Genomic DNA, 15,995 nt, shown 5'->3' with positions numbered 1-15,995 from the left:
GCCCACCTTTTTTGTTTTCTAAAAGGATTTTAATGCGGCAAAAAATGGCTAAACTTGTCTCATCAAGACGACGAAATGAAGGAATATCAAATTAATACGGTTAAGGACATAAAGGCTTTTTTCCAAAGCTTGTACGATGACTACGATCTGGCGTTTATGCCGGACGACGACTTCACTGATTATACCACCGGTGATAATCAGCCAACCTTCAACAAAGAAGAAGCTGATTACCTGAACGATGTCATGACCAGATGCTTTGATGTGGCTGATCGTAACGATGCCGACATTTACGAGGTCGCATCAGAGGTGCAGGTTGCCGAGTATAAGAAACGTGGGATATTTCCTGAGGATTTCGGAGCTAATAATGGATAAGTATGGAAAATATAACAGAGCAGGTAATACCGACCAAACAGGGCCAGATCGTAGTGATTTGCAACCCCTTGCAGGACGAGGATCCGAATGAACAATACATGATCGCTGAAGACCCTTCGCCTTATCCACCAGAAAGGCAAATCCTTCTTTATTCAGTTACCCAAATACTTAGATCAAATGCGAGCGGCACCCTGCCTCTGGGAACAAGTGTTCAAATCAGCGACCTGCATGTTGTGGGAGAAGATTTGAAGACCTGGGTAGAGGGTTGGAACAGTAATCCAATCTGAAACAGGCCCGTGGACTCATTACGCCTCCGATATTGAACCCGGACAATTCCGTAGGCCAAATGTCTGGAAACATTTCAGCAAGCTTCACAGTTATAGAACAGCCAACCTGATTCTGTAGAAACCATACTCAGGAAAAGGCTTGGCGAGCGTAACTAAATACAAAGAACCATGAAGGGTAAAAATGTTTTTACATCCTCCGAGATCACAGAGCTAAAGCAGCTTATACATCTTCGGACTAAAAGCGAGCCTTCTGCTCAGAAAGCAATACGGGACAAAATGCGGAAGATCGGTTTCTATGGTAAAGACGATTGGGGCATAACCGATATGAAGCCTTCAGATTTGGATTCGCTTGTCGCATCAGGCAGGATAAAAGTCATTGGCGGCCTTACACCTTTTCTTAATCAGGTAGCGACCCAGAGTAATAAAGCCGCTAAAGTACAACGGCACCAGGTAGATGCGAAATCCTACAGCCCATTTAGCCTTAGATATTGGTGTTTCTTCCTGGTTCTAGGAATGAGTCCAATGTTTTCCTTGGAGAATCGAAATCACATTAGGTTCTTTCGGCAATAATCCTTGCCAACTATAAAACTATACTTAACTTAATAAACAGCTGCTTTTATGTCTACAAAATACGACCTTACAGACCCTTACGATATTGATCTGATGCGCTCAGAATACGAAAACCTTAGCGAAGACCAATGGCAGGCTTACATCGATTTTACTAACCAACCTGAAAACAAGAGATCGTTTTCCTATGAGGAAAGAGGATGCCTGATGCGTATGAAGCGGCAGGCAGGCCAGTATCGCAAGCCGGCAGATAAAGACATACGCTGGGGATTGGGGTTGGCTGAGAAAATTGAACAGTTGCAGCAGCAGGCAATACAAAACAATGAAATGGAGTGTGCTGCTGCAAAAGGGCAGCTTAGAGTAGCTGCCAGGCATGTTACCTTCCGAGTAGCATGGCACGACAACAAATGGAACGGGACTATCTGCCGTGATCCCAAAAAGAACCGTTATTGCGATGGGTTTCACTCCATGCTTTCAGAGCGCATAAGAAGGAGAAAGGCCGAGCACATGGATGAAGAGCTGGCCTTTAGTGGACTTCCTGTAACTATGGATTACATACCTCCCTGCTATTGGAGCATTAACCTTTTCGGAAATGAGAACATCAACGTAAAACACGATAACCCAGCGGAAAAGAGATTGGATTTGATAGAGGAACCTCTGCCTCCTAAATCAATGTTCAGCTGGCCTTTTGCTGTTTCATTCACACGTACGACAGAGCAATACAGAAATGAAGGTGCTTACCCAAAAAACTTAGAGTCAGTAAGAATCCCAAGGTTTAATGCCAAAATACATGAAGGTAAGTCGGTCGCCTTCATGTACGCCAAGTTTAGCAATCCGCTTACAGAAGAAGAGCAGCAATACTTGGTTGTTGGTTGCGGCCTGGTTACTGACAAGGGTAAACCAACTGAATTCGGCCCTAGTGAGATCATAGAAGGGAAGAAACGTAGCAAGCCTAGGAATCGCAACTTTCCTTCAATGAACTGGGCCCTGCGCTATTCCTTCGAGGACCTTCTGGTGCGTATGCCGTACCATGAATACCTGCAGTACATGGAACAGAATAACCTAGACCCTGATGCAAAGCAGGGCTTCCTGGACAAGATAAAAGTAGCCATCACCGAGCCTGAGCTGGAGCACTGCTTTAAGTACGTTGCCATGGACATTGATGATGATGAGGCTATTTTCATCCTGAGCAAGATGAGAAAGCAGTTGGTTAACTGCAAGGATGAAGGAATCGTTGCCCCCGCAGAGATGCAGCAAAGGATAGATGCCATTGACGACCTATTGCAGTTCTGCTGGAAGAAAAGGACTTACTTCCCAGGCTTCACAGCCATAAGCCGTGAGCTGTTAAACTGGGACCGCCAAGAGTTTATCCTCGACGAGTTGATAGAAGAGCTGCAGCAAATTGAACAGGAATACGCTGAAAAGCTAATCGAGCTAATTGAAAACCCCTCAGCTGATAAGAAGTATAAAAGGTATGCCTCAATACTTTACAGCGTAAAAGAAAGATTGGAAGACAATTATGGGCTAAAAACGGAGCAGTTCCTGTACCTGTGCATGCTAAATTTAAAGCCCTTCCAGTTCAAGCGCATATTGGCAGGCAAGCTCAGGCTGTCCGGTGATTGGAAAAAAACAATAGAAGATGAAAAGGCTTCTCATGAGTTGACGGATATATGCAACAACCCCTATTTGCTATTTGAGGAGTATCAGGCATACGAGACATTGCTGGACCCAGTTTATGGGGAAGAAAAGGACGGACCGATCGATCTTTTTAAGATCGACATAGCCTATTTCCCGGATACCCGCTTTGGGATTCACCGTTTGGACATGCAGCGGCAGATGCCTAACAACGACAAGCGGCGGCTGAGGGGGTTGGTGATCCGCTACCTAAGGACCTTGGAAAACACCGGCCATTGCTTTGCCTTTGCTGAGGAGCTGGACGATGCCATAAGGCAATATCCCTTGTTCTACCACATGGGGACAGATTACCAGTTGCCATCCAACTTCTTTGAGCGGATCAGAAACGACTATATCATCCACTTTGAGGAAACCGAAGAAAAGGTCAAGGTAATCTCAGCGAATAGCACGAAGTACTTTTATCTCTACGAGGTTTACAATGCCGAGGGTGAAGTATCAAAGGCTGTACACCAATTGCTGCAGGAGAATTCATTGGCTGACCAATACGAAGATCTTGCAAATTATATTGACCAAAGCTGCAATGAGCTGAAAAAAGAGCTGGAAAGCCTATTTGACGAAGAACAGTTTCGCTTGGAAAGGACGCAGTTGTACCAGGACATTTACAAAAGCCGGCTTTACGTCCTGACGGGAAACCCTGGAAGCGGGAAGTCTCACGAGTTGCTTAATATAATAACCGATTGGCAGGCAAAAGGCCAAAGCTGCCTTGTCCTGGCTCCTACGGGTAAAGCCGCCTTACGCCTGAGAACGGACAGCAAATTCCCCGGCATAGAGGCCTTTACTATTGATAAGATCCTAGCAGATATAAATTATAACAAGATTTCCAGACAGGCTTTACAGCGTTACAATAACATTATTATTGATGAAATGTCTATGGTGGACCTGCTGAAGTTGAGGGACCTCCTCCGGCAGTTCAATTTTAGTGTGCCTTCTTTCAGGCGCTTAGTTCTCGTTGGAGATCCTTACCAGTTGCCGGCAATTGGCTACGGAAAGGTCCTTAAGGACATCCAATATTTTCTTGGTACGCATCCAGAGAACGGGGGCAACTATATCGAATTGCAGACCAACTGCAGGTTAAAGTTAGCTGAGAGCCGGATCCTTGAACTAAGCGAAGGATTTGTAATGGATGGTGAAATAAGCGGTGACCTGATAAGCAAGCTAGTCTCAGGAAAAGAAGAAATTTCAAAGGGGCTACGCCTAAGGTACTGGAAGACAGAAGAGGAGCTTTATAAGGTGCTGGACGAGGAATTCGACTTCCTGTGCAAACAACTGCAGTTGGTTGGTATCAAGGCAGAAAAGCTGAATGCGGTACTAGGGTTAAAAAAGGACGGCGCTATTGACTATGACAGCAAGCTCAGCTTAGAATCATTCCAGGTCATAACGCCTTATAAGGCTGACTTCTCAGGTACTGGTAAGATCAACGATTACATCCAGAGTGTTTACAAAAGTGACCTTGAGCTTAGCCTTTTGGGAGATATGTTTAAGCAATCCGACAAGATTATCCGCACAAGGAATTACTACTCTGAGGGCAAACTGATACTTTCCAATGGTTCAATCGGGATTATCAGACACGATGGTGAAGAGATTGTCTATTGCCCAGAGCTCGACGCACCTCTACTATTGCATGGCGAGGATGGTATAAGGAGCAGCGAACGGGAATTCTTTGAATTGGCTTATGCCATTACCGTACACAAAGGCCAGGGTAGCGGTTTCGACCACGTCTTTTTCGTGCTTCCCCAAAAACTCGGGCTTCTTTCCAGGGAGCTGGTATATACGGCCCTTACCCGCAGCCGGGAATCAGTAACCCTGTTTGTGCAGGGCGAGGCAGGTCAACCATTCAGCAAATCCGTTTTTGAAAAAGCAAAAGCCCGGTCCTATACCGAGTCAAGGAGGACCAGCTTGCTTTTGGATAAGCCTTTCCGGTATTACACCTTGGAAGTAGACGGGAAGTTTATCGAGTCCATGATCGAGCTTATGATTTACCAATCTTTAAAAGACATGAAACTAAAACTAGGAAAAGAGAATTTCTCGTTCGAATACGAGCTACCCCCGGTTGTGAATGGTGTCGAGTTGCCAATGAGGACGGATTTCACAATCAATACGAAGGATGGTCTCTGGTACTGGGAGCACCTGGGCCGGCTTGGGACCAAGCGGTACGACTGGACATGGCAAAACGTGAAAAAGAAGTCCTACTCCGAGGCAGGTGTTTATGGTCGGCTAATTACTACTGACCAGAAGAACGGGATTAACCCAGATAAGATCCGGTGGATCATTGAGCAGGTAGCTTCAGGGGAACTAGGAACTGAGGATAGCACAAATAGGTACTCAGATCATCATTATTCCCTTCGTTAACCTATTTTGTTCCTGGCATTAATTTTAAAGTGGACTTAGATTTTGACCGATTTTAATTCTTGGACCACTGGTGCACTTGTAGGAGCTTTTCCACTATGCTGCGTAAGAAGTCGCCTTCCTAGACTTTCCGTCGCCCAGCGGCAAGTAATATATGTCAACCGAGCCCATAAACTTTATGAAGGTTATGGCTGGTAAGGTTCAGGATATTTCCGTGGTCGCAATAGACTCCATGCCAGCTTCCGCCGTTCATTTCTGAGGGCGATTCTATTATGGCTGACAGGGCGCGGTTTCAGCCATCCATTGCGGACCGTATCTAGTAGCCTTGGTGTGAAATAAATAATTGTTTCCCGGTAAAATAGAGTGTTTTCGCTGGTTCCCGGCAACCCGGTTACTGCTATACTCGCTGTACAAATAACAAGCAAATGAACGCAAGCGAAACACTAGAAATTACAACAGCAAAGAACTGGCACAAGCACCCATTCGGGATGTTATACATAGACGACATAGAATCGTTGTGCGAAAACCTCGAATGCTATTGGCTGCGTGACTTAGTTATGGTCTACCAACAGCAACTAAAAGGGGAAGAATTCCAAGTATGGCTCCTGAAGAAGTATGATGATTGTTCCGCGATCGTGACCTGCGAGGACGGGAATGGCAACATCCTAAGGCATCAGGAGATTTCCTTTACTGACTTTGAGGCCACCGAAGCAACAACCTGGCTTGAATGCGCGTGGCCCTGCTACCAAGCGAGCACTAAAAGTAAAGCCAATATGCTCGAAAACCCTTACTAAAATATAGTGAACAATGAAAAAAGAAGACAAATACTCCGAGTTTGAAACCAAGGCCAGAACCGGTGAGCTACCTGACGAACTCAACCCGATACTCCTGTTTAATCTTACCTGCACTAAACTGCTGATTCAGATTTTAATTGGTGAAATTGATCCTGTAGAACTAGCAAATAGAGAGCTTAGAAACAGAGGGCTTGACAATAAAGGAATGTGGGAAGGCTTAAAGAGGGTACCATTATGAAAAAACTTCTGAACACTATTTTGAGCTTTTGGATATTGATTACATATGTATATCTTTTGGTCGCACTTGTGCGTTGGTATAACAGCCTAGATAAAAATAAAAAAAGATTGTGCTGGTCGCTCTTTCTATTCTATATAACCTTGCTTATTTTCGGAAGTCTTTAGTCTTATAACATAAGATACATTTTAAGCTTAAGAAGAGCTATAAATTTACCCTAAGCTGGGGATTATAGATTAATATTAATCTAATTGGGCCACGAAAGAATTAGAAATGGGCTCACCTTATTTATAACGTACATAAAAATATTATCGTAAAAAATAGCTATCCTCCTGTTCAATTAAATATAATAAGAAATTTTATGGATATGCTTTCTCCTGGACAACGTAGAAAGACAATGCAAGCTATTAAAAGCACCAACACTAAAATTGAAATTATGTTAGGGAAAGCTTTGTGGGCTCAAGGTTATCGATATAGAAAGAACGATAAAAGTGTGTTTGGCAAACCAGATTTTACTTTTAAGAAATACAGGTTGGTAATATTTTGTGATTCTGAATTTTGGCATGGAAAAAATTGGGAAACGCTGCAAAAGCGACTTAGGTCTAACAGAGAGTACTGGATTCCTAAAATTGAACGAAATATAGCTCGTGATATTAAAGTAAATGAAACTCTAATTCAAGATGGATGGACGGTCCTGCGTTTCTGGGAATCTGAAATAAAGAATAGTTTATCAATGTGTATTAGTAAAGTAGAATCAATAATAAAAGGAGCTGCCCAAGTTGATAATTTTATATCATAAGAGAATAATAAAATTGCCCGTAGTATATGCCTTTGTAAATAATTTTAGCACATATAGTTACCTATAATTAAACATGCCACTTTTGTACTAATATTTTTAGTTATTTTTACCTAAATTGGATAATTACTTTTAGAATTTAGCATTTAAGTCTTATTAAGGCAAACATATATTTAATGAAAACTATTTCTCTTTTTTCTGGTTGTGGCGGAATGGATTTTGGAGCTGAAGCTGCTGGTGCAAAAGTTATATTCTCTAATGATATTGATCATGATTCATGTGAAACTCTTAGGAAATATTTCCCTGAGCAAGAAGTTTTTGAAGGTGATGTCGCTAAGCTTGAAACATTTCCAGCAGCAGATCTAGTTATCGGAGGTTATCCTTGTCAATCTTTTTCTTTAGGGGGTAAAAGAAACCCAGAAGCAGATCCCAGAACTAAACTATATCTTCATTTCGTTCGTTGTGTCAGACAAGTACAACCTAAATATTTTGTTGCAGAAAATGTTTCTGGTCTGAAAGGTCTAAAAAATGGCGCCTTTTTTAAAGAGCAATTAGATGAATTTGAGAAACTTGGCTATAGGGTTTCTGAAAAACTAGTTGATGCTAAAGATTATGGTGTACCTCAAATAAGGAAACGGCTAATTATAGTTGGAATTAGAAAAGACTTGGAACAAAAATTTCAATTTCCAGAACCTACCCATGGAATCATTACAAAGAATCATCCTAATTTAATTCCATATGCTTCTCACGGTGAAGCAATTAAGGATTTACCACTTTGGCCTAAAGGAGAATTTTATGAAAGGCCGCACGATCCCGAGGGACACATGTCTTGGTACTATATGTCAAGAAACAGAAAAAAAAATTGGGATGACCCGGCATTTACTGTTGTTGCTAATTGGCGTCATATTACATTACATCCAGCAAGTCCAACAATGAAACTTTCCTGGTCTAACCTTAAAGATGGATTTAAGCAGCGTTGGGATTTTACAGATCACTTTGAACATACTAAAAGCGATCCTACTAGGCCAGTTCTAAAAGTTCCACGTCGTTTATCTTGGCGGGAATGTGCCAGAATTCAAACTTTCCCAAATGATTTTGAGCCGGTTGGTAATGTTGAATCAAAGTTTCAACAAATAGGAAATGCGGTACCACCATTGTTAGCGCAGGCAGTTTTTGATCATTTGTTATCAGGTAAGGGACTAGTAGCATACAAGGAGAAAGTAACTAACTTAAAAATCCGGCAATTACAAATTGAACTAAAATAAGGCAAACATTTAGGCTATAATAAGTCTTGCCATTCCTGGGGCCAATAAACTCTAGACTTTTCAGTAATTGTTAGAATATCTGGTGAAAGCAATCGGAAGACACTAGAAGAATATAATGCGGTTGATGCTCTTGGATAATATTTTAATTGTCCACCGGAAAGCCCATACCAATCAAATAATACTTCATCTGGGAAAGCAGGGTCGTAACCCCTTAAACATTTATTTGACTTAAATTTCCATATGATTCCATCAGGAAAGCCAAGAGGAAATGAATGTGCCTGATAAAGTCTAGATCCTTTTTTTCCTTCACCATAAGAAATTGTAATGTGTACACTATTTTTAAGTTCTATGTTGAAGGTTAAACAATAGCTTAAATACCAGTTGTGTACTGTATGTAAAATAGAGTTTCCTATCTCTTGATCATTTTTAATTCCAAAATCACTTTCATGAATACCCATGGCTTTTAACGGGGCCCACAATTTTGCTGGTGAATTAGTTAATTCCATATACACTCGGCCATTTGTCTGCAGATTTTGAATTTTGCTTTCAGTTCCCAAACACTTCGTTTTTAAAGAAATACCATATTTGTTGCCTCCTGTTAATGTTTGATCAACAATTACATCAAATACTTGTTTCTTTTCTAAAGTACTACCTCCTAACAATTCAGAAATTACCCTTTCCAGGTCTTTCCAACCGGCTCTTGTTCCTGAACTGTCTCTTTCCTGCCCTGATCCATCCCCGAATACACTCATTAATAAAATCAATTTTTTTACATCTTTCTCGGTTGGAGCACATGTTACATAAGGTACTGACATTGTTAGTTAGATAAATGGTTAAATGAAATTTTCCTAAGCTAGGAAATTGTTAGTACACCTTTTAAATTTCGAACTAAAATTTCTGTTAAGTTGCTCCCATTAAAGTGGGAGAATTTACAGGAAAGAAGAGTCTTTACTTCTGAAAACAGGAAACTGCGAGATGTTTTGCTATATATCGGGAGACCGGTAATAGCTATACTTGCTTATGAATTATGGATATATAAATGTAAATGATACCCTTAAAAACTATACCAACAGTCAAAGTTGGCATCGTCACATTTTGGGAATGTTTTATAGTGATGGTATAAAAGGTATGTGTGAGATCTTTCAGTGCTATTGGCTACTTAACATGATAGTTAACTACCAAAATGAATTAGAAAAGGAAGAGTTCCAGTTGTGGTCCTTTTATAAACTCGATGATGGTTCCGCAATATTAATTTGTGAGGACGGGTACTTCAATATTCTTAGGCTACAAGAAATTCCCTATACTGATATTGAAGCTAATGAAGCTAAAATATGGGTTGAGTTCAATTTAATTCTGCTACCCAGCGAACATTAATACTACATCTAATCTTAAACAGCATTAGTTGAAATTTAAGAGAAATGTTATTACTAGGACAAGTATTGAATATTTACCTGTCCTGGGATAGACAAAGAACATGATTTCTTTAAAATTCTGTGCTGTTACTAATAATAAGCTTAAATGTACCCCAAACTGTACCCCCAAATAAAAAGTGCCTTATAAATAATTGATTTATAAGGCACTTTTATATTTTAATGTGGTGTGGGGCGGGATCGAACCGCCGACACAAGGATTTTCAGTCCTTTGCTCTACCGACTGAGCTACCGCACCTCCTTAAACAAATAATTTCTTGCGTCCTTATTTATTCGGGGCAGCAAAAATAAGGAACTAAGCAATATAAAGAGGAAAAGATGTGAATAGTTTTCCAAAAATCTTCTCCCCTGCTCCCGGATTAATTGCCATAAACACTCAAAAACTTGATGCGCATTATTTTCAACTGCTCCCAGTTATAATTACTATCTGATAATTCCTGTTGTGCAATATCCAATGAAGATGTTTCGCATCCTTTAAAATAATCTATAATCTCTTCCTGTTCGTACTCGTCCAGCATCTGGTCAATGGCATAATCAAGGTTCAGCTTGGTTCCACTAGCGGCAATGGTTTCCATTTCTTCAAGTAATGCATCAAGGCGCAGGTCCTTGTTCTTAGCGATCATTTCCAATGGAATCTTCTTGTCAACCTGCTGAATGATATGCACCTTATTACCACTCTTATTCACCACGCTCTTCATCACAAAATCATCCGGCTTCTCTATATTATTTTCTTCCACATACTGAGCGATCACATCCATAAAGGGTTTACCATATTTTAATGCCTTCCCTTTACTCACACCCTGGCAACGCGCCAGCTCATCTGTGGTGGTAGGATACATAGTTGCCATATCCTGTAATGAGTTCTCCAGGAAAATGACAAATGGCGGAAGGTTTTTCTTCTTGGCTTCTTTCTGTCTCAGCTCTTTCAGCATAGTGAACAGCTTTTCATCTATGGCCGCTCCTACTGCACTATCACCACCTTCTTCATCATCCTCGTTAGCTTCTTCAAACAGGTTGTTTAGTATAACCATGAATGATTTGGGCTTTTTCAGGAAGTCATTTCCTTTTTTGGTGATCTTAAGCACCCCGTACTCTTCAATATCCTTTTTCAACAAATCTTCCAGCAACATCTGGCGAACCAGGGAGTTCCAGAAATGAACCTGTTGCTCTTTGCCTATTCCAAATTCAGGTAATCCTTCATGACGGAACATCTTGATCTGCGGAGTAAGATGACCGGTGATGATCTTAACCACATAATCCGTAGCAAATCGCTCATCAAGTGCTTTAATAACCTGTAAAGCCTGGACTACATTCTGTTTAGCTTCGATCTTTTCTTTAGGATGCTTGCAATTATCGCATTGACCGCAATTCTCAACAGTATACTCTTCACCAAAATAGCTCAATAGCACTTTTCTACGGCATACACCACTTTCTGCATACGCTACTGACTCATTTATTAGCTGGGCGCCCACTTCCCTTTCACTCAAGGGTTTGTCACGCATCAGGTGTTCCAGCTTGGATACATCCTTATGTGAATAATATAGAATACATTTTCCTTCCAGGCCATCCCTGCCTGCACGACCGGTTTCCTGGTAATAGTTTTCAATTGACTTGGGAATATTAAAATGGATCACAAAACGGATATCCGGTTTGTCAATACCCATTCCAAAAGCAATGGTAGCCACAATTACCTGCACATCTTCATTAAGGAACTGGTCCTGCCTTTCTGCACGCAACTTGGAATCCAGCCCTGCATGGTAAGCCACCGCTTTGATGCCATTCGCCATAAGCATATCTGCCAGTTCTTCAGTGGTTTTGCGGTTCAAGGTATAAATGATACCGCTTTTACCCTTGCTTTGAACAATAAATCGGGCAATGCTTTTTAATGTTTCATCCTTCTTGATCTTAGGTAAGATCTCATAATAAAGATTGTCCCTGTTAAAGGAGGAGATATAGATCTCTGGCTGGCGCAACCCCAGGTTCTTTACAATATCGCTTTGCACTTTGGGTGTGGCCGTAGCTGTTAAGGCAATTACGGGAATGTCAGGATTGATAATATCCATCATATCCCTAAGGCGGCGGTATTCCGGACGGAAATCATGTCCCCACTCCGAAATACAATGCGCTTCATCTACAGCAAAAAATGAGATCTGCAAGTCGCTGAAAAAGTCAAGATTATCTTGCTTGGTAAGGGTTTCAGGTGCTACGTAGAGCATTTTTGTGCGGCCCGATTTCAGGTCATCATGCACTTCCCTGATCTCTTTTTTAGAAAGAGTCGAGTTTAAAAAATGGGCTACATCATCACTGCTGCTATAGCCTCTTACCAGGTCCACCTGGTTTTTCATAAGGGCAATCAGGGGGCTCACTATGATGGCAACACCCGGACTAACCATAGCCGGGAGCTGGTAACAGAGGCTTTTGCCGCCGCCCGTAGGCATTATGACAAAAGTATCTCTACCTGCCAGTACAGATTCTATAATTTGCTTTTGTTGTCCCTTAAAGTCTTTGAAACCAAAATATTCCTGCAGGGCAGCGTTTAAATCAATTCCATTTATAGTGCTGGCCTTAGTTTTCTTGCCAGGGTTCTTCTTTGTGGTAGGCATGTTCTTACAATTTTAGCTTTAAATAAAGCCTATGGATAATAGTTTGCCTTAATGAAACAGCTCTTTATTGCGGAAGTGCTTTTGACCCATCTAATAGAATAATTTAACAAAAGAGGGGGAATGGCCCAGCCAAAAGGCCGTTGGTCAAAAAGGCAAGCGAATTTAGCGAGGAGTAAGCGCATTTGAAAGTTAAAATAGTTAAAATGACAACCAATTTTGGAAAACCTCTTTTGAAAGCAAAACCTCTAATTTTGGGGCCTTGGAACTAAACGCGTCAATAAGAAAAGCCGCCTCCCGTACCATTGAAATGGAGGCTTCAGCTATTAGCCAGCTTGTCAACCTGCTTGATGACAACTTTGATAATGCCATTGATAAGCTGGCTGCCTGCAAGGGCCGCATCGTTATAAGTGGCATTGGCAAAAGCGCCATTATTGCCCAGAAAATAGTGGCTACACTCAACTCTACCGGGTCTCCTTCTGTTTTTTTGCATGCAGCGGATGCCATACATGGCGACCTGGGTATAGTGCAGCAGGAAGATGCTGTCATTATCATTTCAAAAAGCGGCGAAAGTGCAGAGATCAAAGTACTGGTGCCGCTGGTAAAGAATTTTGGCAACTGCCTCATTGCTATAACCGGAAACATTAAATCGTTCCTTGCCCGCAAAGCAGATTATGTACTAAACACTACTGTTGACCAGGAGGCATGTCCTAATAACCTTGCGCCTACCACCAGCACTACGGCTCAAATGGTGATGGGTGATGCCATTGCGGTTTGCCTGATGGAGAAACGGGGATTTAACATGGAGGATTTTGCCAGGTTTCACCCCGGGGGCACACTTGGAAAGAAATTATACTTACGGGTTTCAGATCTGTATGTGGAAAATGAGAGGCCGGAAGTGCGTCATGATCAATCTGTAAAAGAAGTGATCATGGAAATGACAAGGAAGCGGCTGGGTGTGACAGCTGTCCTGGACAGCGAGGGCTTACTGGCGGGCATCATTACAGATGGAGACCTCCGGAGAATGCTGGAGAAAAACACATCTATTGAAAATATCAAGGCCAGTGACATATTAACGCCAAGCCCTAAAACCATTGGTCCTACCGAAATGGCAGTGAACGCATTGGATATTATGAGAAAAAATGAGATTATGCAGCTGGTAGTTATAGAAAATGGACGGTACCTTGGAATCATTCATTTGCATGACCTTGTAAAAGAAGGATTGATTTAATCTGCGGAATATAAAAAATGTCATCTTTACCACTATTTCTTCCGGCGTAATAAAGCCATTTACCAATTGAAAAGCAATACAACAGAACAAGAACCAATGCAACAAGAGATGCACCATAAGCACACAAATACCTATGTAGCTATCATGGCCGGTGGAATTGGAAGCCGATTCTGGCCCTTAAGCAGGGTAAACCACCCCAAGCAATTCCTTGATATTTTAGGTACAGGCAAAACCCTGATCCAGCAAACCTTTGAAAGATTTGAGAAACTGGTGCCTATTGAAAATATTTATGTGGTTACTGCAAATGAATATATTGGCATAACCGGGCATCAATTGCCAGCCTTGCCTAAAGAAAATATTATCGGTGAGCCTTACAGGAAGAATACAGCCCCCTGTATTGCCTATATATCATTTAAGTTGCAGCAACTTAATCCTGAAGCTTCTTTGATAATAGCCCCGGCAGACCATCTAATATTACAGGAAGATAAATTCCTGGAAACCTGTGAAGATGCCCTGAAATTTGTGAATCATTTCAATGCACTGGTCACTATAGGCATAACGCCAACTTACCCCAACACTGGCTATGGCTATATACAGCACGATGGTGATGAAGCGGTGCCAAAGGTTTTTAAAGTGAAGACCTTCACAGAAAAACCTAATAAAGAACTTGCAAAGACCTTTATAGCCAGCGGTGATTTTTTATGGAACTCGGGCATCTTTGTCTGGCAGATCAAAAGAGGGATACATGCTTTCCAGAAGCATATGCCCGAAATGTATGAGCTGTTTGCATCTGAAGATGAAAAACTGAACACCGAAGAGGAAAAGGAAATGATAGAAAACATCTATCCCCAGTGCTCCAATATCTCCATAGATTTTGGTGTAATGGAAAAAGCAGATAATGTATTTGTCATACCTGCTTCCTTTGGATGGAGCGACCTTGGAACATGGAACAGCGCCTGGGAGAACATGGAAAAAGATTACCTGGAAAATGCAGTGGCCGGAGATAATGTGATTGTATTTGACACCACCAAATGCGTTGTACACGTTCCGGATAAAAAACTGGTAGTATTACAGGGCCTGGAAGATTTCATCGTGGCAGATACAAAAGATGTATTGCTGATCTGTCATAAGGATAAAGAACAGGAGATCAAACATTATGTAGCTGAAGTAAAAAGAAACAAAGGCGATAAGTTTTTGTAATTTATACTTTGAAATAACGGACCGGCACCGCCCTGCAATAAATTAAATATGACAGTATGAATTTCAACAATATACTTTTCCTGGATATAGAAACCGTTTCACAGTTTGAAACCTACAATCATTTACCTGATGACTGGAAAGAGCTGTGGGATCTGAAAGCCGGCATCATCAACCGCAACAGGGAAGATGAGAACAGTGAAACAGCATATCCACGGGCAAGCATATACGCAGAGTTTGGAAAGATCATCTGTATATCCTGTGGATGCCTGCAGGGTACCGGGGAAAACAAAAAACTGGTATTGAAATCCTACTGCGGGAATGATGAGAAAAAACTCTTACAGGAGTTTTGTGATATGCTGCAGAAATGGAGCGGCGAAGCAGACAAATTCCTATGCGCTCATAATGGAAAAGAATTTGATTACCCTTACATCTGCAGGCGCCTGGTGATAAACGGCATTGAAATACCCGAAGCACTTAAAATATCAGGCAGGAAGCCCTGGGAGATCCGCCATCTTGATACAATGGAGTTGTGGAAGTTTGGTGATTATAAAAGCTTCACCTCGCTGAAGCTATTGGCAAAGGTGTTGGGCATTCCCTCCCCTAAGGATGATATAGATGGCAGCATGGTCAACTCAGTATATTGGGTTGAAAAAGACCTTGACCGCATTGTGGAATATTGCCAGAAGGATGTGATAACCCTGGCCCAGGTACTTTTGCGATTCCATTGCGAAGCACTCATTAAACCAGAAAACATATCTATCAAATATGTCCAGCACCAGAATTAATTTCTCCTCAGGCGCCAAATGGGAAGATATTGTTGGTTATAGCCGTGCCGTTAAAGTTGGCAACCTGGTGGAAGTTACCGGCACAGTAGCGGTTGACGAAGACAATAATCTCATTGGTGAAGGAAGTGCTTACCTCCAGACAAAGTTCATCATACAGAAAATAGAAGCAGTATTAAAACAAGCTGGCGCAGAACTCCGGCATGTGGTTCGAACAAGAATGTTCGTCACGGATATTTCTCAATGGGAGGAATATGGAAGGGCGCATGGCGAGTGCTTTAAAGATATCAGGCCCTGCACCAGCATGATAGAAGTGAAAGGTTTGATAGCTCCCGAATACCTGGTAGAAATTGAAGCAACCGCTATCATTATATAGTTGTAGTCAGTTTACTCTC

14 protein-coding genes and 1 tRNA gene are annotated in these 15,995 nt (G+C 41.6%); 12 read left to right on the top strand and 3 right to left on the bottom strand.

Annotated features, from left to right (window positions below; translation table 11 throughout):
- Positions 1 to 75: 75 nt before the first annotated feature.
- The 7 genes from BUA53_RS14325 to BUA53_RS14290 all read left to right on the top strand — a co-directional run bounded on the left by BUA53_RS14325 (position 76) and on the right by BUA53_RS14290 (position 8,357).
- Entirely contained in the window at positions 76 to 372 is a 297-nt protein-coding gene (locus tag BUA53_RS14325; RefSeq protein ID WP_072836072.1) for a hypothetical protein, read from the top strand.
- A 2-nt stretch (positions 373 to 374) separates the two neighbouring features.
- On the top strand, positions 375 to 659 hold the full coding sequence (locus tag BUA53_RS14320; protein WP_072836071.1) for a hypothetical protein: 285 nt from the start codon (positions 375 to 377) through the stop codon (positions 657 to 659).
- Between the two features lie 618 nt (positions 660 to 1,277).
- Entirely contained in the window at positions 1,278 to 5,270 is a 3,993-nt protein-coding gene (locus BUA53_RS14310; RefSeq protein ID WP_072836069.1) for an ATP-dependent DNA helicase, read from the top strand.
- A 422-nt stretch (positions 5,271 to 5,692) separates the two neighbouring features.
- The gene (locus BUA53_RS14305; protein WP_072836068.1) at positions 5,693 to 6,061 is read left to right on the top strand and encodes a DUF6876 family protein; all 369 of its coding nucleotides are present in this window, start codon (positions 5,693 to 5,695) and stop codon (positions 6,059 to 6,061) included.
- A gap of 13 nt (positions 6,062 to 6,074) precedes the next feature.
- The gene (locus BUA53_RS14300) at positions 6,075 to 6,299 is read left to right on the top strand and encodes a hypothetical protein (RefSeq protein WP_072836067.1); all 225 of its coding nucleotides are present in this window, start codon (positions 6,075 to 6,077) and stop codon (positions 6,297 to 6,299) included.
- A 358-nt stretch (positions 6,300 to 6,657) separates the two neighbouring features.
- Positions 6,658 to 7,095 (top strand): very short patch repair endonuclease, encoded by a 438-nt coding sequence (locus tag BUA53_RS14295; protein WP_072836066.1) that lies wholly within the window; start codon positions 6,658 to 6,660, stop codon positions 7,093 to 7,095.
- 173 nt (positions 7,096 to 7,268) lie between these two features.
- Positions 7,269 to 8,357 (top strand): DNA cytosine methyltransferase, encoded by a 1,089-nt coding sequence (locus tag BUA53_RS14290; protein WP_072836065.1) that lies wholly within the window; start codon positions 7,269 to 7,271, stop codon positions 8,355 to 8,357.
- 14 nt (positions 8,358 to 8,371) lie between these two features.
- On the opposite strand, the gene BUA53_RS14285 is transcribed toward BUA53_RS14290, so the two are convergent.
- Positions 8,372 to 9,172, bottom strand: a complete 801-nt coding sequence (locus BUA53_RS14285) for a hypothetical protein (RefSeq protein WP_072836064.1) — start codon at positions 9,170 to 9,172, stop codon at positions 8,372 to 8,374.
- 205 nt (positions 9,173 to 9,377) lie between these two features.
- Here BUA53_RS14285 and BUA53_RS21745 point away from each other — a divergent pair, with 205 nt between their 5' ends.
- Positions 9,378 to 9,731: a DUF6876 family protein gene (locus tag BUA53_RS21745; RefSeq protein ID WP_072836063.1), complete on the top strand. Its 354-nt coding sequence runs from the start codon at positions 9,378 to 9,380 to the stop codon at positions 9,729 to 9,731.
- A 221-nt stretch (positions 9,732 to 9,952) separates the two neighbouring features.
- On the opposite strand, the gene BUA53_RS14275 is transcribed toward BUA53_RS21745, so the two are convergent.
- Both BUA53_RS14275 and recQ read right to left on the bottom strand, forming a co-directional pair.
- Positions 9,953 to 10,025, bottom strand: a tRNA-Phe gene (locus tag BUA53_RS14275).
- A 121-nt stretch (positions 10,026 to 10,146) separates the two neighbouring features.
- Positions 10,147 to 12,390: a DNA helicase RecQ gene (recQ, locus tag BUA53_RS14270; protein WP_072836062.1), complete on the bottom strand. Its 2,244-nt coding sequence runs from the start codon at positions 12,388 to 12,390 to the stop codon at positions 10,147 to 10,149.
- A 259-nt stretch (positions 12,391 to 12,649) separates the two neighbouring features.
- Here recQ and BUA53_RS14265 point away from each other — a divergent pair, with 259 nt between their 5' ends.
- The 4 genes from BUA53_RS14265 (at position 12,650) to BUA53_RS14250 (ending at position 15,976) form a co-directional block, all read left to right on the top strand.
- A complete protein-coding gene (locus BUA53_RS14265; protein WP_245793125.1) occupies positions 12,650 to 13,618 on the top strand; it encodes a KpsF/GutQ family sugar-phosphate isomerase in 969 nt (322 codons plus the stop codon).
- Between the two features lie 96 nt (positions 13,619 to 13,714).
- On the top strand, positions 13,715 to 14,818 hold the full coding sequence (locus BUA53_RS14260; protein WP_245793124.1) for a mannose-1-phosphate guanylyltransferase: 1,104 nt from the start codon (positions 13,715 to 13,717) through the stop codon (positions 14,816 to 14,818).
- Between the two features lie 56 nt (positions 14,819 to 14,874).
- Positions 14,875 to 15,603 (top strand): 3'-5' exonuclease, encoded by a 729-nt coding sequence (locus BUA53_RS14255; protein ID WP_072836060.1) that lies wholly within the window; start codon positions 14,875 to 14,877, stop codon positions 15,601 to 15,603.
- The gene (locus tag BUA53_RS14250) at positions 15,584 to 15,976 is read left to right on the top strand and encodes a RidA family protein (RefSeq protein WP_072836059.1); all 393 of its coding nucleotides are present in this window, start codon (positions 15,584 to 15,586) and stop codon (positions 15,974 to 15,976) included. The genes BUA53_RS14255 and BUA53_RS14250 overlap by 20 nt, the downstream gene beginning before the upstream one ends.
- The last annotated feature ends 19 nt before the right edge of the window (positions 15,977 to 15,995 follow it).

The sequence above is a fragment of the Flavisolibacter ginsengisoli DSM 18119 genome (genome assembly GCF_900129295.1).
GTDB classification, from domain to species: domain Bacteria; phylum Bacteroidota; class Bacteroidia; order Chitinophagales; family Chitinophagaceae; genus Flavisolibacter; species Flavisolibacter ginsengisoli.
This window is presented reverse-complemented; position numbering and strand designations above follow the sequence as displayed.